13 protein-coding genes are annotated in these 18,036 nt (G+C 65.1%); 6 read left to right on the top strand and 7 right to left on the bottom strand.

Features of this window, described 5'->3' with window-relative positions:
- Positions 1-2,102 (bottom strand): glycoside hydrolase family 3 C-terminal domain-containing protein (locus TVC13_RS01635; protein ID WP_422399495.1); only part of this gene is annotated, 2,102 nt, incomplete at its 3' end.
- A 243-nt stretch (positions 2,103-2,345) separates the two neighbouring features.
- Between TVC13_RS01635 and TVC13_RS01630 the strand changes: the two genes are divergently transcribed.
- On the top strand, positions 2,346-4,007 hold the full coding sequence (locus TVC13_RS01630; protein ID WP_422399494.1) for an ABC1 kinase family protein: 1,662 nt from the start codon (positions 2,346-2,348) through the stop codon (positions 4,005-4,007).
- Positions 4,008-4,101: 94 nt separating this feature from the next.
- Here the strand turns inward: TVC13_RS01630 and TVC13_RS01625 are convergent, their stop codons facing one another.
- Entirely contained in the window at positions 4,102-5,415 is a 1,314-nt protein-coding gene (locus TVC13_RS01625) for an MFS transporter (protein WP_422399493.1), read from the bottom strand.
- 180 nt (positions 5,416-5,595) lie between these two features.
- On the opposite strand from TVC13_RS01625, the gene TVC13_RS01620 reads away from it, so the two are divergent.
- From TVC13_RS01620 to TVC13_RS01610, 3 genes are all read left to right on the top strand, one after another.
- Positions 5,596-6,468 carry a shikimate dehydrogenase gene (locus TVC13_RS01620; protein ID WP_422399492.1) on the top strand — a complete coding sequence of 291 codons (873 nt, stop codon included), beginning with the start codon at positions 5,596-5,598 and terminating at the stop codon, positions 6,466-6,468.
- Between the two features lie 17 nt (positions 6,469-6,485).
- Positions 6,486-8,312 carry a bifunctional sugar phosphate isomerase/epimerase/4-hydroxyphenylpyruvate dioxygenase family protein gene (locus TVC13_RS01615; protein ID WP_422399491.1) on the top strand — a complete coding sequence of 609 codons (1,827 nt, stop codon included), beginning with the start codon at positions 6,486-6,488 and terminating at the stop codon, positions 8,310-8,312.
- A gap of 169 nt (positions 8,313-8,481) precedes the next feature.
- The gene (locus TVC13_RS01610; RefSeq protein WP_422399490.1) at positions 8,482-9,258 is read left to right on the top strand and encodes an IclR family transcriptional regulator domain-containing protein; all 777 of its coding nucleotides are present in this window, start codon (positions 8,482-8,484) and stop codon (positions 9,256-9,258) included.
- Between the two features lie 72 nt (positions 9,259-9,330).
- On the opposite strand, the gene glsA is transcribed toward TVC13_RS01610, so the two are convergent.
- Genes glsA through TVC13_RS01595 form a run of 3 tightly spaced genes read right to left on the bottom strand, consistent with a single transcriptional unit; the run spans position 9,331 to position 13,454 of the window.
- On the bottom strand, positions 9,331-10,284 hold the full coding sequence (gene glsA / locus TVC13_RS01605; protein WP_422399489.1) for a glutaminase A: 954 nt from the start codon (positions 10,282-10,284) through the stop codon (positions 9,331-9,333).
- A complete protein-coding gene (gadC, locus tag TVC13_RS01600) occupies positions 10,281-12,059 on the bottom strand; it encodes a putative glutamine/gamma-aminobutyrate antiporter GadC (RefSeq protein ID WP_422399488.1) in 1,779 nt (592 codons plus the stop codon). The genes glsA and gadC overlap by 4 nt, the downstream gene beginning before the upstream one ends.
- A 12-nt stretch (positions 12,060-12,071) precedes the next feature.
- On the bottom strand, positions 12,072-13,454 hold the full coding sequence (locus TVC13_RS01595; RefSeq protein WP_422399487.1) for a glutamate decarboxylase: 1,383 nt from the start codon (positions 13,452-13,454) through the stop codon (positions 12,072-12,074).
- 322 nt (positions 13,455-13,776) lie between these two features.
- Here TVC13_RS01595 and TVC13_RS01590 point away from each other — a divergent pair, with 322 nt between their 5' ends.
- Together TVC13_RS01590 and TVC13_RS01585 are read left to right on the top strand one after the other, a co-directional pair.
- Positions 13,777-14,187: an Hsp20/alpha crystallin family protein gene (locus TVC13_RS01590; protein ID WP_422399486.1), complete on the top strand. Its 411-nt coding sequence runs from the start codon at positions 13,777-13,779 to the stop codon at positions 14,185-14,187.
- An 89-nt stretch (positions 14,188-14,276) separates the two neighbouring features.
- The gene (locus TVC13_RS01585; RefSeq protein ID WP_422399485.1) at positions 14,277-16,310 is read left to right on the top strand and encodes an MFS transporter; all 2,034 of its coding nucleotides are present in this window, start codon (positions 14,277-14,279) and stop codon (positions 16,308-16,310) included.
- Positions 16,311-16,314: 4 nt separating this feature from the next.
- On the opposite strand, the gene TVC13_RS01580 is transcribed toward TVC13_RS01585, so the two are convergent.
- Both TVC13_RS01580 and TVC13_RS01575 read right to left on the bottom strand, forming a co-directional pair.
- Positions 16,315-17,424 carry an alkene reductase gene (locus tag TVC13_RS01580; RefSeq protein ID WP_422399484.1) on the bottom strand — a complete coding sequence of 370 codons (1,110 nt, stop codon included), beginning with the start codon at positions 17,422-17,424 and terminating at the stop codon, positions 16,315-16,317.
- Between the two features lie 93 nt (positions 17,425-17,517).
- Complete coding sequence (locus TVC13_RS01575; RefSeq protein WP_422399483.1) at positions 17,518-18,006, bottom strand: PaaI family thioesterase; 489 nt, start codon at positions 18,004-18,006, stop codon at positions 17,518-17,520.
- Positions 18,007-18,036 lie beyond the last annotated feature (30 nt).

The raw sequence follows: 18,036 nt of genomic DNA, 5'->3' as shown, positions 1-18,036 counted from the left end.
GCCGCCCCAGCCCCGAAAGCCCCAGCCCCGAAGGCCTCAGCCAGGACGGCTGCACCCACCGGATGCTGCATCCATTCCGCCAGGCTGGATGACGCCGTGGGCAGGGGCTGCGGCACCGGTGCCGTGATCTCGATTGCTGCGGTGAGACGGATATCGCGCGAGGAAGACCCGGCCCGGATTTCATAGGTTCCGGGATCGGTCACCCAGGTGCGCGTGACCGGATCAAACCGGTCCAGGCTGCCGGGCGGCAGGTCCAGGGTGAGCATGCGGGTGTCCCCGGGGCCCAGGCTTACGCGCTGGAAACCGCGCAGTTCCTGTTCCGGCCGCGGCACCGCGCCGGACGGGGAGGCGACGTAGACCTGGACGACTTCCGCGCCTTGCACTGCGCCCGAGTTGGTCAGCGTCAGCTGCACCTGCACTCCGGGGCTGCCCGCATTTTCCGTCACGGAGGCCGTCAGATCCGAGTAGCTGAAGTCGGTGTAGCTCAGCCCGTGGCCAAAGGGGAACGCCGGTTCCAGCTTCCGGGTGTCGTACCAGCGGTAGCCGACCAGCAGGCCCTCGCCGTAACGCACCTGGCCCGCTTCGCCGGGGAAGTTGCCGTATGCAGGGGTGTCCTCCAGCCTGCGCGGGAACGTCTCGGCAAGTTTGCCTGAGGGATTCACCTGCCCCAGCAGCACATCAGCCACGGCGTCTCCGCCGGCCTGGCCCGGCAGCCAGGTTTCCAGCACTGCTGCGGTGTCCGCGGCCCAGGCTGTGTCCACCACTGAACCGTTCGCGAGGATGACTGCCACGTCCGGGCGCACCCGCGCGACGGCGTCAAGCAGGCGCAGCTGGGCTTCGGGAAGCTCCAATGTGCTGCGGTCCAGGCCTTCCGTCTCGGCCGCGTCGGGCAGCCCCAGGAAGACCGCCACCTGGTCTGCTGCTGCAGCGGCGCGGACTGCCTCCTCAATCAGTTCCGTGTCCGGGTCCAGGTCCCCAAGACTGTAGCCGGGGGAGAAGGATGCCTGGGCTGCCCGGTCCGATATGGCCGACCAGGGTGTACTGAGCCTGGTGGGGTTCACCCGCGATGATCCGCTGCCCTGATAACGAGGTGTCCGGGCCAGTTCGCCGATCACGGCCAGCGATGCCCCGGGAGAGAAGGGCAGCAGCCCGCCGTCGTTCTTCAGCAGCACCATGGAGGCCGCCGCCGCGCGCCGGGCGAGCGCGTTGTGCGCGGCGAAGTCCGGTGCTTCGCCGGTCCGGCCGTCCGTGCGCCTGCCCAGTTCATGCATCCGGTCCAGGGATGCATCCACGTCCTCGGGGGAAACGAGCCCCGCCTCGAGGCCGGCAACCAGTTCCCTGGGGCCCAGCCCTGAAGACGAGGGCATTTCCAGGTCCAGTCCTGCCGCCAGGGCGGCAGCACGGTCGGTTACTGCTCCCCAGTCGGACATCACAACGCCGTCGAACCCCCATTCACCCCGCAGGACGCGGTTAAGCAGCCACGGGTCCTGGGCGGCGTGGAAGCCGTTGATGCGGTTGTACGCTGCCATGACCGTCCAGGGTCCAGCCACCTTCACTACCGTTTCGAAGGCCCGCAGGTAGATTTCCCGCAGGGTCCGCTCGTCCACGATCACGTCCACCGTCATCCGGCCGGTCTCCTGGTTGTTGGCGGCGAAGTGCTTGGGCGAGGCGGCTACCCCGCAGGACTGCACACCCCTGGTCCAGGCAGCGCCGAGGGCACCGGTGAGCATCGGATCCTCGGAAAAATACTCGAAGTTGCGTCCGCCCAGCGGGGAACGCTTGATGTTCAGGCCCGGACCCAGCAGGACGTCGACCCCGTAGGAGGCAGCTTCACGGCCAGCCGCGCGGCCGAGCTCTTCAAGCAGTTCCGGATCCCAGGAACTGGCGGTTGCGCACTCTGCCGGAAAACAGGTAGCAGGCCGTGACTCGCCCAGGGCGGGACCAGCATCATCCCCGGCTGCCAGCCGAACCCCGTGCGGACCATCGGTCAGGGTGAGGGCGCGGATGCCGGCCTCTGCTGAGCCTGCGGTTCGCCACATTCCCGCCCCGGTCAGCAGGGCTGCTTTCCGGGCCGGATCCAGCCCGTTGTCTTCGAATGGCATGGCTGCTCTCCTGATGCTTGGCCGTTCCAGGCGGGGGGCTTGAGTCTAGGCGGGGGCAGGGACGCTGCGAAAGAGTGCCGCGCGGATGCACGCCCCCGCCGCCGGAGGGGCGGCAGCGTCCCTGTTGTGTGCCGTGTGTGAGGGACTATCGTTCCCTTAACGCGGGGCCGCTGTATGGTTCCCCGGACTGGAGTTCTGCCGTGCCGCAGCGATGCACGGTGGCAGGCCAACGGAAAGAAGGCGATGAAGACCCGTTTCGACCGCTATCGGCAAATGGCAGAGATCCTCTACCGCAACGGCCTGGGATACCTGGTTTCCGTCTCCGGGCTGGAGTCCTGGCTGCCGTTCCGGCGGCGCGACGGCGACGGCACTGACTCGGGGCGGATGGCGAGCCCGGAGTACCTGCGCCGCGCCCTGGAGGAGCTGGGGCCGACGTACGTGAAGCTGGGCCAGCTGCTCTCCACCCGTCCGGACCTGCTGCCGCCGGCGTACATGGATGAACTGGCCAAGCTGCAGGATTCCGCCACTCCGGCGGCCTGGGATGACGTCCGGATTTCGCTGCGCCAGGAGCTGGGCGCCGACCCGCTGGAAGTCTTCGCGGAGTTCAACACGACGCCGATCGCCAGCGCCTCGATCGGGCAGGCCTATGCCGCCACGCTCAAGGACGGCTCCTCAGTGGTGGTAAAGGTCCGGCGGCCCGGAATTGTGCCGGAAGTCGAGGCGGACCTGTCCATACTCCAGTCCCTGGCCGGCTATGCCAGCCGGCACTGGGAGGCTGCCAGGGATTACGACGTCAAGGGTTTTATGGATGAATTCGCGGATACCCTGCGCAAGGAAATGGACTACGTGCAGGAAGGCCACAACGCGGACCGCTTTGCGCTGAACTTCGAGGATGATTCCGCCGTCGTCATCCCGCACGTCTACTGGGAGCACAGCACGTCCAAGGTGCTCACCATGCAGCGCCTCTACGGCATGAAGGTGACCGATACCAAGGCCCTGGAAGCGGCGGGCCTGGACCGCAAGGCGCTGGCTGTCACAGCAGCAAACACGGAAATGAAGATGGTGTTCGAAGACGGCTTCTTCCACGCCGACCCGCATCCCGGGAACATCTTTGTTCAGCCCAACTCCCAGATTGGGCTGATCGACTTCGGCATGGTGGGGGAGCTGGATGACAAGCTCCGGGGGCAGCTGTCCGCGCTGTTCGTCGCCGTCATCCGCAAGGACCCGGAACGGATGGCAACGGCCCTTATGCGGATGACCGTCTCGCGGACCCGCCCGGACCGGATCAGGCTTCGAATGGACCTCTCCGGCCTCATCCGGCTGTACTCCAACCGCACCCTCGGGGACGCACCCGTGGGGCGCATCATTACCAGCGGCCTGGCGATCATCCGAAACCACCATCTTCAGCTGCCCGGGGAAATTGCGCTGCTGCTGCGGATGCTGATTATGACGGAGGGTATGGGGGAGGTCCTGGATCCGGACTTCAGCATGGGAAAAACCCTGTCCCCCTACGCGCGCCGCATGACCGTGCAGCAGCTGAACCCGGCGGCCTACGCCAGGAGGCTGGGCAAAGCCGGTGGAGAACTGCTGGAGCTGGGAACGGAACTTCCGGGGCAGCTGCAGCGGCTTATCAATACCCTGGACTTTGAGGGCATGGAGGTGCATCTGCGTGCCGGAGACCTGGTTCCCCTCGTGGAGCGCCTGGAACGGGTGGGCAACCGCATGGTGGCGGCCATTTTCGCGGCAGCCTTCATCCGCGGCGTCGGGGAGCTGACACTGGGCGACGCCGACCGGTGGCGCGGCTGGCAGGCGCCCCTGATGGGGGCAGGCCTGGCTTCCACCGGTGCGCTGGGCGGCTACCTTGCCTGGTCGGCGCGGCGGCAGCGCAGGCTGGACGCCGGTTAGCAGGCAACAACGGGCACTAACCGGCATTCGCAGGCATTAACGAAACGGCCGCCCCCGCGCAGAGGCGCGGGGCCGGCCGTTTGGGCGTTCGGACCTACTTCTTCAGGCCCAGTTCGGCCGTCGGAATGCGGAATGATTCCTTCGCGGTCAGCGCGGAGATCGACGCGATGCCTGCAATGGCAGCGGTGAACCAGCTGATCACTACCCAGCCGCCCGGCTCCAGGCCGCCGAGCGCGGCGACGATGGACGGGGCGAAGCCGGCCATCAGGAAGCCCAGCTGGGTGCCGATGGCCAGGCCGGAGAAGCGGACCCGGGCACTGAACATTTCGGCGTAGAAGGACGGCCACACAGCGTTCGCGGCAGCGTAGCCGCAGCCGAAGACCACCACGGAGAGAGCGAACTGCAGCAGGGAGTTACCGGACTCCATGGACAGCAGATAGAACGGCATCACGGCAGCGCTGGAGAGGGCCCCGTAAATGAACACCGGCTTGCGGCCAAAGCGGTCGGCAGCCATGCCGAACAGCGGCTGGGTGCAGAGTGCCGCGATGTTGCCGGCCACTACGAGCCAGAGCGTGATGGCGGCGTCGACGTTGCCCACTTCGGTGCCGTACTTGATGGCCAGGGTGCCGTAGACGGTGGAGACGGCGGCGATGAAGGCACAGCAGATGACCCGCAGGACGTCGCGCCAGTGGTTCTTGAGCAGGTCGCCTACCGGCAGCTTGGCAATCTGGTTGTTCGCCTTTGCTTCCTGGAAGGTGGGGGTCTCGTGCAGGGTGCGGCGGATGAAGAAGGTGACAATAACAACGACGGCGCTGAGCCAGAACGGGATGCGCCAGCCAAAGCTGTACTTGATGTCATCAGGCAGGGCCATGACGGGAATGAACACCATTGCAGCCAGAATCTGGCCGCCCTGGGTGCCCGTGAGGGTCCAGGAGGTGAAGAACGCGCGGCGACCGTCGGGGGCGTGCTCCAGCGTCATGGAGCTGGCACCGGCCTGCTCGCCTGCCGCGGAGAGGCCCTGGGCCAGGCGGCAGAGCACCAGAAGGGTGGGAGCCCACCAGCCGATGGTGTTGAAGTCCGGGAGGCAGCCGATCAGGAAGGTGGAGGCGCCCATGAGGACCAGGGTGAACATAAGGATCTTCTGCCGGCCCACACGGTCACCGAAGTGGCCCAGGATTACCGCACCGACCGGGCGGGCAATGTAGGCGAACCCGAACGTGGCCAGGGACATGATGCTCGCCTGTGCGTCTGCGTCCGGGAAGAACACGTACGGGAAGATGAGCGATGCGGCCGTGCCGAAAATGAAGAAGTCGTAGTACTCGACCGCGCTGCCCATGAAGCTAGCCGCAGCGGCCTTCTTCGGGGTCTTGGCGGTGGCTTGGGCGGACTGCGTCGGTGCAGCGCTCATATAGGGCCTCCATGGGATTGTGTGCGGTAAACGCACAGCAGTGCTTCATGCGAACACCACAATGTAACCCGCACCATAGTCAGATGCAACACATATGTGCGAAAAGCGCACACTTGTGCATTTTATGAACAGGCCGGTACCGTGGGTCTGGCCCGTCGCGGGCACCGAAGGGAGAACCACTTGAGCACCACCACCGAATCCTGGCTCGTCGGGCTGATAGGCGAAGGGATCACCGCGTCCCTGACCCCGCCCATGCATGAGCGGGAGGCACAGGAAAACGGACTGCAGTACCTGTACCGCCCGGTGGACCTCACGGTAAACGGCCGCAGCGGAACCGAAGTCGGTGACCTGCTGCGCTACGGCCGCGACCTGGGCTTCAACGCCTTCAACGTCACCCATCCCTGCAAGCAGCTGGTGATGGAGCACCTCGACGAGGTGTCCGACGACGCCGCGCGGCTGGGTGCCGTTAACACCGTCCTGGTTACCGAGTCCGGTTTCATCGGGCACAACACGGACCACTCCGGCTTCGGCCGGGCGCTGGCCACCGGCCTTCCCGGGGCAGCGCTGGACAAGGTTGTCCAGCTGGGGGCCGGCGGCGCAGGTGCCGCCGTCGCCTATGCTCTGCTCAAGGCCGGCGTCGGCGAGCTCACCCTGGTGGATCTCGACCCTGCACGTGTGCAGGAGCGTGCCCAGGCACTCTCGGCACTGTTCCCGGCTGCGAAGGTGACTGCCGGCGCTGCCGCGGACCTTCCGGCTGCGATGGCCGCCGCGGACGGGTTTATCCAGGCGACCCCCGTGGGTATGCACTCCCACCCCGGAATGCCGGTGGATCCTGCCCTGCTGCGTCCCGGGCTCTGGGTGGCAGACGTGATTTACCGTCCGGTCCGGACCAAGCTCATCGAGACCGCAGAGGCACTGGGCTGCCGTGTCCTGGACGGGGGACACATGGCCGTGGGCCAGGCCGTTGATGCGTTTGAACTCATCACGGGCGTCCGGCCCGACCCGGCCCGCATGCGGGCACACTTCCTTGAAATGGTCAGCAACGGCCTCTGAGCCGGAAGGGATTCCCCATGCGTACGTCGATTGCCACGGTCTGTCTGTCAGGAACCCTCGAGGACAAGCTCCGCGCCTGTGCAGCTGCAGGTTTCGACGGCGTCGAGATCTTTGAGCAGGACCTGGTGGTTTCGCCGTCCACCCCGGAACAGATCCGGGACCTGGCGCAGTCGCTTGGCCTGACGCTGGACCTCTACCAGCCGTTCCGGGACTTCGAGGGCGTCTCGGAGGAGGTCCTGGCGGATAACCTGCGGCGGGCCGAAGCGAAGTTCAGCCTGATGAACCGCCTCGGCATCGACACCATGCTGGTATGCAGCAACGTGGCCACGGCCACCGTTGACGACGACGAGGTTGCCGCGGCACAGCTGCGCCTGATGGGGGAAACCGCCGCGCGCTACGGCGTACGGCTCGCCTACGAGGCGCTGGCCTGGGGCCGGTACGTCAGCGACTTCGAACATGCCTGGCGGATCGTTGAACTGGCGGACCACCCCAACGTGGGTACCTGCCTGGACAGCTTCCACATCCTCTCCCGCCGGTGGGACCCGGCTGCGATCGAGAAGATCCCGGCTGAGAGAATTTTCTTTGTCCAGCTGGCAGATGCCCCGGAGCTGTCCATGGACGTGCTGTCCTGGAGCCGGCACTACCGGGTCTTTCCCGGCGAAGGTGCTTTTGACCTTGTCACTTTTATGGGCCATCTGGTCCGCAGCGGCTACAACGGCCCCGTCTCGCTTGAGATTTTCAACGATGTCTTCCGGCAGGCAGCCGAGGAACGCACGGCGGTCGATGCCATGCGTTCACTGATCCGGCTGGCCGAACAGACCTCCATCCACCTGCGCGAAACCGGTGCAGGCAAAACGGCCATGGAACTTGCCACACTTCCCGGCGTCGGGGAGCCGCTCGGCTTTAACTTCGCCGAAGTCAAAGCGGGGGAGCCGGAGCCGATCCGTACCCTGCTGTACCAGCTCGGCTTCACCTGCCAGGGCACGCACCGCAGCAAGGCAGTGGAACTGTGGACCCAGAACGGGGCCAGGGTCGTTATCAGCAGCCAGAATGCCCGCGGGATGGAGCCGGGCATCTCGGCCATCGGCCTGGACGTTCCGGATGCCCTCGCCGCCGCCTCACGCGCCCTGCAGCTCAAGGCAACCGCCGTACCGCGCCGCAGCCAGGCAAACGAGGAAGTCCTGCAGGCCGTTGCTGCCCCAGACGGCACCGAGATCTTCCTCTGCGAGGCAGAACCCGGCGGCCCGGGATGGATCCGGGAGTTCGGCAGCGGCACACCTGTTCCGGCCGACGGCCCCATTACGGCCGTGGACCACGTCAACCTGTCCCAGCCCTGGCAGCACTTTGACGAAGCAGTGCTCTTCTACGAATCCACGCTTGGGCTGACCCCCCGCCCGAGCGTTGAGGTCCCCAGTCCGATGGGCCTGGTCCGCAGCCAGGTGATGCGCAGCAGCGACGGCGCCGTGCGGATGGCCCTGAACATTGCCCCGATGGTGTTCGACGGCGACGGCTCCGGCTATCCGCAGCATGTTGCCTTCGCCTGCAGCGACCTCGTCACACTGGCACGCACCGCCGTCGCACGCGGTCTGCAGTTCCTCCCGGTGCCGGGCAATTACTACGAGGACCTCGACGCCAGATTCGGACTTGACCCGAAGTTCCTTGCCGTGCTCAAAGACCTGAACCTGCTCTATGACCGTGACGCGGACGGCGAATTCCTGCATTTCTACACGTCCACGGTGGGCAATGTCTTCTTTGAAGTGGTTGAACGCCGGCCCGCCTACGAAGGATACGGCGCGCCCAACGCTCCGGTTCGGCTGGCCGCGCAGTACCTCGCGAATGGCTGAAACAGAGCGCTGACCTGTTGTTATGTGTCCAGCGGGTCCCCGCGGATGGATGCCCCAGTGGGCTAGGATCACTTCAATAGTGTTCCGGGCCGGACCCGGCAGGGCAGAGGCATGCGCATACGCACAGGCGGAGCCACAGGACTAAGTACGGGCGGGGCGGGGGACGGAAATGGGCACGGCGCACGGGGACTGGTACGTGAAGTCTGTGGAGAAGGCCTTCAGCGTTCTCGGTGCCTTCACGGAGGAACAGCCGCTCCAAAGCGTGAGCGAGGTTGCCGCAGCTGCGGACATGAGCCGCGCAGCTGCCCGGCGTTTCCTGCTGACCCTGGCCGAGCTGGGCTACCTCTCCACTGACGGCGCGCGTTTTCAGCTTGCACCGCGGGTGCTGAACATCGGATCAGCCTTCCTCTCAAACCTGACGCTGCCTGCCATTGCCGAGCCTCATCTGAAGTCGCTTTCGGCGGACCTGCAGGAAACTGCTTCCGTGTGCATCCTTGATGACGTGCATGTTGTGTACGTAGCCCGGGTCACCTCCCCGCGGCTAGTCAGCGTCGCCGTGCACGTGGGTACGCGTTTTCCGGCGTGGGCCACCTCAATGGGCAGGGTGCTCCTGGGCGCCTTGGACGAAACTGATCTGATGGACCGCATCAAGCGCTCGGACGTGCGGCGCTTCACCGCTCGTACGGTTCCTTCCAAGGAGGCGCTGCTTGCCGAAATCCAGGCGGTGCGCGAGCGCGGCTGGTCCGTGGTGCGGGAGGAATACGAAGAGGGGCTGAGCGGCGTTGCCGTGCCCGTCTACCGGGCCGGCAAGGTGGTGGCTGCGGCCAATGTTTCCCTTCACCAGCCCTACGGCCGGACGGCGGGACTGGAAGAGGTCCTGCTTCCCAGGCTGCGGCGGGCCGCAGACGACATATCCGCTGACTACGGCATCCGGCTGACCGGATAGCACTCGAGCATGGAACTGCGGCGGAGACCCGTTCGCAAAATCCCCGCCGCAGTCCGTCTTTCGCGCACCCGGCTAGGTGGCGTAGTCCGAGGCGTTGTACAGGTTGAGGTTCAGCGCCGAGGCGATCTGGGCCACTGCCTTCCGGGCACGGACGCTGTTGCCGACAGGGTCCAGCGGCGGTGAAAACGCTGCAATGGCCAGCACCCCCGGCATGACGGCCAGCACACCCCCGCCAACGCCGGACTTGCCCGGGAGCCCGACACGGTAGGCCCAGTCTCCGGAAGCCGTGTACAGCCCCTCCATGGTCATCTCCGCCAGCATGGGCGGAACAATGTCTGAGTGGGTCATCGCAGCCTTCTTCGTGAGCGGGTTGGTTCCCCGGGCCGCTATGGTTGCACCCATTGTGGCCAGGTCAACAGCGGTCACCAGGGTAGAGCACTGGCGCGTGTAGACATCGCAGGCCTCCATCGGATCCGAGTACATCGTTCCGCCCGAATACAGCAGCCAGGCGATGGCACGGTTGTGGAAGTTCGTGGACTGCTCAGAGTCATTCACCGCGTCGCTCAGCTTGATCTCCCTTCCGGCAAACGCGGACTGGGTAGCGAGGATTTTCTGCCAGCGTTCCTCGGCGCTTCCAGCCGGAATCAGGGAGACAGTGGACATGGCCCCGGCGTTGACCAGTGGTGAGAGCGGCTTGTCGTCATGCAGAGCGACGGCTATCACTGAGTTGAACGGTTCGCCGGTGGGGTCCGCGCCAACCTTTTCGTGGAACTGCGGCAACCCCACCTCGTCCATGGCACGGGCCATGGAGAACACCTTGGAGATCGATTCGAGGGCGAACTCGAAGTTCGAGTCGCCGGCTTCGAACACTTCGCCGTCAGCCGTCACCACACTGATACCGAAGAGTGCCGGATCCACGGAGGCCAGATAGGGGATGTAGCTGGCGTTCTGGCCGCCCTGGTCCGATTTGAAGTCGCTGTGGGCAGTTTGGACGGCAGCCTGGATAGCTGACTTATCGATTTTCATACCGCTGTACTCCCGCCTGCTGCCGGCCCGGTGTGGGGCCGGTGTACCCGCGTGCGTCCGCTCTGTCCTGAACCCCTGGAACCGGCACCGGTTGGCGACGGCTTCCCGGAGTGTTTGCCCGCACTTGTTCCCGTGGTTCCATCGGCGGTGCCGCCGGCAGCTCCGGCTTTCAGGGTGTCGTCGAATGACTCCTCCCACTTCGCGGACAGGTCCGCCGTGGCGGCCGAGGATTCATTGACCGTCCCCGGGTGCTTGTGTTCCAGCTGCCAGGTGAAGGGCACGAATTCGGCCTGTGGATCCTTCCAGTGCGGCTTCCGGAACGCATAGATAACCATGGGGAGGATGATGAGCAGCACCGCGCCGCCCACCAGGATTCCCACATAGGTTTCCGGTGACCCCACGGAAATCTGGTCCGGCGGGATGAAGCTGAAGACAAAGGCCATCAGCGAACCCAGGAATCCGACGCCGCCGAAGATCCACATGCCCAGGTCACCGCCGGGCACCCGGTACGGCCGGGGCCGGTTCGGCTGGCTGTAGCGCAGGTAGATCGCTGCAGCGAACATCAGCAGGTACATCACGAGGTAGAGGATGACGGTTAGCTGGCTCAGGATCTGGTAGGCCGCCTGAACCGAGGGCAGGACCACGTAGACAACACCCAGGGCTGTCACCATAAACGCCTGGAAGAGCAGGATGTGTGTTCCCATGCCGTGCTTGTTGGTGTGCTGCCAGAAACGTGGAAGGTACCCTGCCCTGCCCACTGCGAGCAGGCCGCTGGATGGACCGGCAACCCAGGTGACCACCCCGGCCAGCACACCGATCAGCAGCATTCCTGCAACGATCGGCGAGGCCCAGCCAATGCCGGCCCAGTCGAACATGTCGTTGTAGGAAGTGAGCAGGCTCTGGGTCAGGTTGATGTCCGCCTGCGGCACCACAAAGGCAATGGCGAGCGTTCCCAGGACAAATATGATGACCGTCCCTGCAGCAGCAATCAGCACTGCCAGCGGATAATTGCGGGTCGGGTTCTTTACGTCCTTGACGTGGATGGCGTTCATTTCCATGCCGGCATAGAAGAGGAAGATGCTGGCTGCCAGCACAACGTTGGAGAAGTTGGAGAAGTCCGGTATGACCTCCCCCCATCCCATCTGGATCTGCGGGGTATTGCCGGCAAAGTAGTAGGAGAATCCAAGGATCACCAGGATCCCGGCCGGAATCAGGGTGCCGATAATCCCGCCCCACTGGGCGACTTTCGAGAATGCCGCCGCGCCCCGGAAGGCAATGAACGTGGCCAGCCAGTACACCACCAGCACGACGGCGAGGACGAAGGCCTTGTTCCCCGACAGCTGCGCGTCAATATTCGTGTCCGTCCCTGTGTAAGCAAGGGACACTGCGCCGAAGGTGAGCACGGTGGGGAACCAGATGGTCACTTCGATGAACAGCATGAACATGGCCAGGAAGGCCCAGCGTGGGCCAAAGGCTTCACCGACCCAGCGAAAGACACCACCGGTTTCCGGCCAGCCCGTAGCAAGCTCTGCCGCAACAATGGACACGGGAATCAGGAAGACCACGGCGGCGAAGACGTAGTAGAAGATCGAGCTCAGGCCATATTCAGCTTCTGCCGGAAGGCCGCGGAGACTGACGACGGCCACGATGTTCATAACGGCGAGCGCGCCGACGGTAATGGTTGCGTTTTGCTTTGCGCGGCTCATGCGTCCGGATGCAGATCCAGTCGATGAAGCAGCGCCGGCTGATGCAGCTGATGCAGTTGAATCGCTCACTGCGCTCACCTCCTAGTGGTGGAATCCCGGATGCTCCTGCTCAACCGGCATGGGGGCGCTCAGGTTTTCCAGGTAGGCCGTCTCATCCTGGATGTCCTTGAGCAGCCGGCCCGCAAGGTCCATGCTCAGGCCGTTGCGCACTACGATCCGCTCGACCGTGAGGTTGCCCAGATTGTCCGGCATTGGGTACGCCGGTACCAGCCATCCTTTGGTGCGGAGCCGGTCTGCCAGGTTGTACAGCGTCCAGCGGTCCGTATGCCCCTCCTTGAGGCGCCAGGCGAAGACCGGAATGTCAGAGCCGTCATTCCACAGCTCGAAGGGGCCGATCTCGCTGATGCCGTGGGAAAGGTACAGCGCAACGTCCTGGCAGGCCTGCTGGACCTTCTTGTAGCCTTCGAAACCGAGGCGGAGGAACATGTAGAACTGCAGCACCACCTGGGCGCCGGGCCGGGAGAAGTTCAGGGCAAACGTGGGCATGTCGCCGCCGAGGTAGCTGACGTAGAAGATGAGGTCTTCCGGCAGCCACTGCCGTTCCCGCCAGACAACCCAGCCGAGGCCGGGGTAGACAAGACCGTACTTATGGCCGGACGTGCTGATCGAATGGACCCGCTCAATCTGGAAGTCCCATTCAAGCTCCGGCTGGATGAAGGGTGCGATCATGGCGCCGGATGCCCCGTCCACGTGGATCGGGATGTCCAGCCCCGTGGAGGCCTGGATCTCGTCGAGTTTCGCAGCGATCTGCTTTACCGGCTCGTACATGCCCGTGTAGGTCACGCCCATGATTGCGACCACTCCGATGGTGTTCTCGTCGACGTACTTCTCGAGCTCGAATCCATCCAGGCACTTGTGTTCCTCGCTGATGGGAACCAGCCGCGCCTCGATGTCGAAGTAGTTGCAGAACTTCTCCCAGCAGACCTGCACTGCAGAACTCATGATCAGGTTTGGTTTCTCGGTGGACTTGCCCTCGGACCGGCGCTTGTGCTGCCAGAGCCGCTTGAACGCCAGTCCACCGAGCATGCACGCTTCCGAGGAACCGATGGTTGAGGTGCCGATGGTTCCCTGGGGATCGGGGGAGTGCCACAACCCGGCCAGCATCTTCCAGCAGTACTGTTCGATCGCCGCCGTCTGCGGATACTCATCCTTGTCGATCATGTTCTTGTCATACGTTTCGGCGTACAGCCGGTTCGCGTGGTCGTCCATATAGGTGCTGACGAACGTTGCAAGATTCAGCCGGGCGTTGCCGTCCAGCATGGTTTCGTCATGGACGATCTGGTAGGCGGTTCCAGGCAGCATGCTGCCCTGCGGGAACTCGTACTTTGGTATCTGGGTGTCCTCGCCCTCACGGGAAAATACCGGGTTGAGGTTGAGGAAGTCCTGGGGATCGTTCTGCGGCATGGTTTCGGCCTCTCCTAAGGAGTGTCCAGCGTGAATGCCTGCCGCGGTGCGCGGCGGCGGATAAGCCCCATGGGTGCGCGCGATTGACTATACGCGGGCGCGCGGCGTCGTTCTAGGCACCTCCGGCCATACCGGCACGTAGTTTCGGATTCGTCGATAAGTACTCCGAAAGCTGCTTCCGCGGGCGCCGGTCAGGTCCCTTGGCGTTGAGCGGGCGCGGCCCCGCGCGTACCCTCAGAGAACTTATCCGTTTCCCGCAGCAGCCCCGCCGCCCAAGGAACGTACGGACGCCGGGCGAGCGGTATACCGCAGGAGAAACCCCATGGCTGGACTGAGCCGACGAGACCGTTTTGAACTGCCTGAACCCATGCGCCGGCTCTTTGAAGGGGATTGGGAAGTCCCCGCCTTCCGGGTGGAAGAGTTCCGGGACACCGGAGCCATGGTGGTGAGGGCAGAGCTTCCAAGTATCGATCCGGAGAAGGACCTGGATGTGACGGTGTCCGACGGCACGCTGCGTATCCGGGGCGAACGGCGCGAAGAGACTTCAAACCGGGGTAAGAACGGCTACCGGAGCGAGTTCAAATACGGTTCCTTCAGCCGCGATATCCCGCTGCCGGCCGGAGCCAGCACAGATGAGGTGACGGCGTCATACCGGGACGGTGTGCTGGAGGTCCGGGTGCCGCTCCAGGACGAGGGCAGCACCGGGCGCAAGGTTCCGATCAGCCGGAGCTGACGGCGCGGGTGGAACGGGCAGCACCGTCCGGTGCGGTGATACTGAACGGTTAGCCCACTTTTATGGCGTCCGGGTACTCAGGAGGCCCAGTGTCCCAGCAGAGCCACAGCAGCCCTTCCGCTTCCCGGGCAAGCAGGTCACCCGCCTGGCTGGTGACGACCATTATGGGCCTCGGCGGAATCACCGTATCGCTGGAAAAAACCGCCGTGGTGCCGCTGCTTCCGGAGTATCCGCGCATCTTCGCGGTGAGTTCGGATGACGTGTCCTGGCTGGTCACCGTCACCCTGCTCAGTGCGGCAGTGGCTACACCGATCGTTTCCCGGCTGGCCGACATGTTCGGCAAGAAGCGCATGCTGGTGATTTCCCTGGCCGTGATGGTGGCGGGCGGATTCACTGCAGCGCTGGGCGGCACCTTCGCTGCAGCCGTCACGGGCCGCGCCATGCAGGGCTTCGCCGGGGCCGTGATCCCGGTGGGCATCAGCATCCTGCGCGATACGCTGCCCCAGCGGCGGATTGCGGGGGCAGTTTCCCTGATGAGTGCCAGCTTTGGCATTGGCAGCGCCCTCGGCCTGCCGATGGCCGGGTTCATCTACCAGCAGCTGGGCTGGGCGGCTACGTTCTGGATTGTTGCCCTCATTGCCCTGGTAATCCTGGCGGCTGTGTTTTTCTTTGTCCCGGAATCCACCCTGCGCACCAAGGGGCGGTTCGACTACGCCGGTGCCCTGCTGCTCTCCGGCGCCATGACCGCCCTGCTCCTGGCCATCTCCAAAGGCGGGATTTGGGGCTGGACGAGCGACATCATCCTGGGCCTCTTCGCTGCCTTCGCCATCCTGATCGCACTGTGGTTTCCGCTGGAACTGCGCAGCGGGCAGCCGCTTGTTGACCTGCGGACCTCCGCTCGGCGGCCAATACTGGTGGTGAACATAGCGGCGATCCTGGTCGGTTTTTCGATGTACGCCAACATGCTGGTGACCACCCAGCAGCTGCAGCTCTCCCGGGTCACCGGTTTTGGATTCGGCCTCAGCGTCCTGGTTGCCGGCCTCACCATGATCCCCTCCGGTGTGGCCATGGTTGCGATCGCACCGGTGTCCGCCCGCATCACCAACAGCTTCGGAGCCAAAGCGACAATGATCAGCGGGTGTGCCGTCATGGCTGCGGGCTACCTCAGCCGCACCTTCCTGGTTTCCACCGTCGCCGGGATCATCTTCGGAGCCGTGGTGATCTCCGTTGGCACCGCCATGGCCATGGCTGCCATGCCCACTATTGTGATGAGCAATGCTCCGCGTACCGACACGGCGGCCGCCAACGGACTGAACACCCTGCTGCGTTCGGTTGGCACCTCCACCTGCAGTGCGGCCGTGGCAACCATCCTGGCGTCAATCACCATCGGTGTCGGCGGTCGCGTCTTCCCGGCGCTGGACGCCTTCCGGCTGATCTTCATCCTCGCTGGCCTGGCTGCGGCCGCGGCCACAGCCCTGTGCCTCCTTCTGCCCCGTGCCACACGGCATGAGGCGACGCATCCGGATCTTCATGCTCCCCGTGCCGGAGCCGGTGGGGCAGAGGCGGCAGCTTCGGCACCCGGCCCGGAGCAGGCGGTCAGCGTTACCGGCACTCTGCGTGCACCCGGGGACCGCGGGGTGATAGACCGGGGAACCGTTTCGGTCGCGGACCTGTCGGGCACGCCCGTGGACTGGGACCGCACGGATGAGCACGGGAACTACTCGGTGGTGCTGCCGGGTCCCGGGCGCTACGTTTTTGCTGCCTCGCACAGACGCTGGCTTCCAGTGTCCGAAGTACTGGAGTTCCCCGGGACACCGGGCCCGCACGACATCCACTTCACGCACCGGCTCGTACTCACCGGACGTATCCGCCACCACGGACGTCCGGTGCACGACGCACTGATTCTCCTGGTGCCTGAGGCCGGGGATGCACGTGCGGTCTCAGCGGTTTCGGCCCGGGACGGCAGCTACGAACTGCCGCTGCCGGCCCCGGGCCGGTACGTCCTCAGTGTCGCCGAGCCGTCGGGAGCCACCCACACCCGGCTGGTGGTGCTGCCCTCCGCAAACACGGACGTCGACGTCGAACTTGGCGGGGAACCGCCGTCGACGGTGCTGAAGATTTAGGCCGTCAGGCCGGAGCACCTGCGTATTCCGGGTAGTCTGTGTAGCCCTCGGCGCCGTCGGTGTAGAAGGTGGACTGGTCCGGGGTGTTCAGCGCAAGCCCGTCCCGCCAGCGCAGTGGAAGATCCGGATTCGCGATGGCAGGGCGGCCGACGGCGACGGCGTCGCACAGGTCCTGCTCCAGCAGCCCTGCTGCTTCCTCACGGGTGGTGACAACGGAGAAGCCGGTGTTCAGCAGAACCGGGGAACCAAACCGCCGGCGGAGTTCCTGCACCAGGTTCCCCGCCGGGTTGTTGTGAAGGATGCTCAGGTAGGCCAGGTTCAGCGGGGCGATCTCGTCCACCAGCGCGCCGTAGGTGGCGAGCACGTCCTCGGCGTCCTGCTCCCAGGCGTCCTGGATGTTGTGCTCGGGTGAAATGCGCAGGCCAACCCGGTCCGCACCGATGGCAGCAGCCACTGCAATGACGACTTCCACCACAAAGCGTGCCCGGGCCTGCGGCGAACCGCCGTAGCCGTCCGTGCGGCGGTTGGAAGCAGGACTGAGGAATTCGTGCAGCAGGTAGCCGTTGGCTCCGTGAAGCTCCACGCCGTCGAACCCTGCCTCTACGGCTGAAAGGGCGCCGCGGACGAAGATGTCCCGCACCTCATCCAGTTCCGGCTCGCTGAGCTCCCGAGGTTCCGCGTGCGGCAGCTTGCCCGCCGGGGTGCGGATCACGCCGTCAATGGCGACGGCGCTCGGGGCCACAGTCTGGAAGCCACCGTTAATTTCCGGATGGGAGACACGGCCGGCGTGCATCACCTGGGCGAAGATCCGGCCGCCAGCCCCGTGAACGGCGTCAGTGACCTTGCGCCAGCCGGCAAGCTGCTCCTCAGTGACCAGTCCCGGCTGTCCGGAGAACCCCCGGCCTTCCCGGCAGGGGTAGGTTCCCTCGGAAACGATCAGGCCAAGGGACGCCCGCTGCCGGTAATGCTCGGCGACGAGGGGGCCGGGAATGCCTTCGGAACCGCTTCGCACACGGGTCAGGGGTGCCATCACCAGGCGGTTCGGCAGTTCGAGGGTGCCGAGGGTCAGGGGAGAAAACAGATCTGTCTGCACGTACTTCCTTTCGGCAGGCATAACTAAGCTGCCTGCGCATTTGGGGTTACCTGCGGACAACTCCCGGAACTGCGTGCCTATTCCCGCGCCGGTCAGGGCGCCCGGCGGCTGGGGCTAGCGGACCTCGCGGATCAGGTTGGTAATACGGGCTGTGGAGAGCCGGCGTCCCTCTTCGTCAGTCATCACGACTTCATGGGTGGTCACTGTTCCCCCCAGATGCACGGCCGTGGCAGTGCCCGTCACGAGGCCCTTGGAAACCGGCCGGTGGTGCGTTGCACCCACTTCGATACCGACGGCGTAGCGGCCGGGTCCGGCGTGCAGCGACGCGGCGAAGGAGCCCAGGGTTTCGGCTAGGACAACGTGGGCGCCGCCGTGCAGGATGCCCGCGACCTGCTGGTTGCCCTCAACGGGCATGGTGGCCACGATCCGGGAGGGGGACATCTCCAGGAAACGGATGCCGAGCTTCACCACCAGGGGACCGACTCCGGATTCACCCAGCCAGGGGTGCAGTTCTGCCGGCACGCCGGCGTCGATCAGTTCCTGCAGCCGGGGGAGTTCGCCCTGCGCGGGGCCGGCCTGGCCCGGCGTGAAAATGTCGCTCATGCCCACTAGGCTTACATCTGTGAGTGAAAC

The sequence above is a fragment of the Arthrobacter sp. 3Tela_A genome (assembly GCF_049311025.1).
GTDB lineage: Bacteria > Actinomycetota > Actinomycetes > Actinomycetales > Micrococcaceae > Arthrobacter_B.
This window is presented reverse-complemented; position numbering and strand designations above follow the sequence as displayed.

What these genes read in the sequence shown, in the direction of transcription:
- TVC13_RS01595 (WP_422399487.1), bottom strand. Translation starts at nt 13,454, where the DNA reads ATGCCGCAGAACGATCCCCAGGACTTCCTCAACCTCAACCCGGTATTT.
- TVC13_RS01575 (WP_422399483.1), bottom strand. Translation starts at nt 18,006, where the DNA reads ATGAGCGACATTTTCACGCCGGGCCAGGCCGGCCCCGCGCAGGGCGAA.
- TVC13_RS01610 (WP_422399490.1), top strand. Translation starts at nt 8,482, where the DNA reads ATGGGCACGGCGCACGGGGACTGGTACGTGAAGTCTGTGGAGAAGGCC.
- TVC13_RS01580 (WP_422399484.1), bottom strand. Translation starts at nt 17,424, where the DNA reads ATGCCTGCCGAAAGGAAGTACGTGCAGACAGATCTGTTTTCTCCCCTG.
- TVC13_RS01630 (WP_422399494.1), top strand. Translation starts at nt 2,346, where the DNA reads ATGAAGACCCGTTTCGACCGCTATCGGCAAATGGCAGAGATCCTCTAC.
- TVC13_RS01625 (WP_422399493.1), bottom strand. Translation starts at nt 5,415, where the DNA reads ATGAGCGCTGCACCGACGCAGTCCGCCCAAGCCACCGCCAAGACCCCG.
- glsA (WP_422399489.1), bottom strand. Translation starts at nt 10,284, where the DNA reads ATGAAAATCGATAAGTCAGCTATCCAGGCTGCCGTCCAAACTGCCCAC.
- TVC13_RS01615 (WP_422399491.1), top strand. Translation starts at nt 6,486, where the DNA reads ATGCGTACGTCGATTGCCACGGTCTGTCTGTCAGGAACCCTCGAGGAC.
- TVC13_RS01590 (WP_422399486.1), top strand. Translation starts at nt 13,777, where the DNA reads ATGGCTGGACTGAGCCGACGAGACCGTTTTGAACTGCCTGAACCCATG.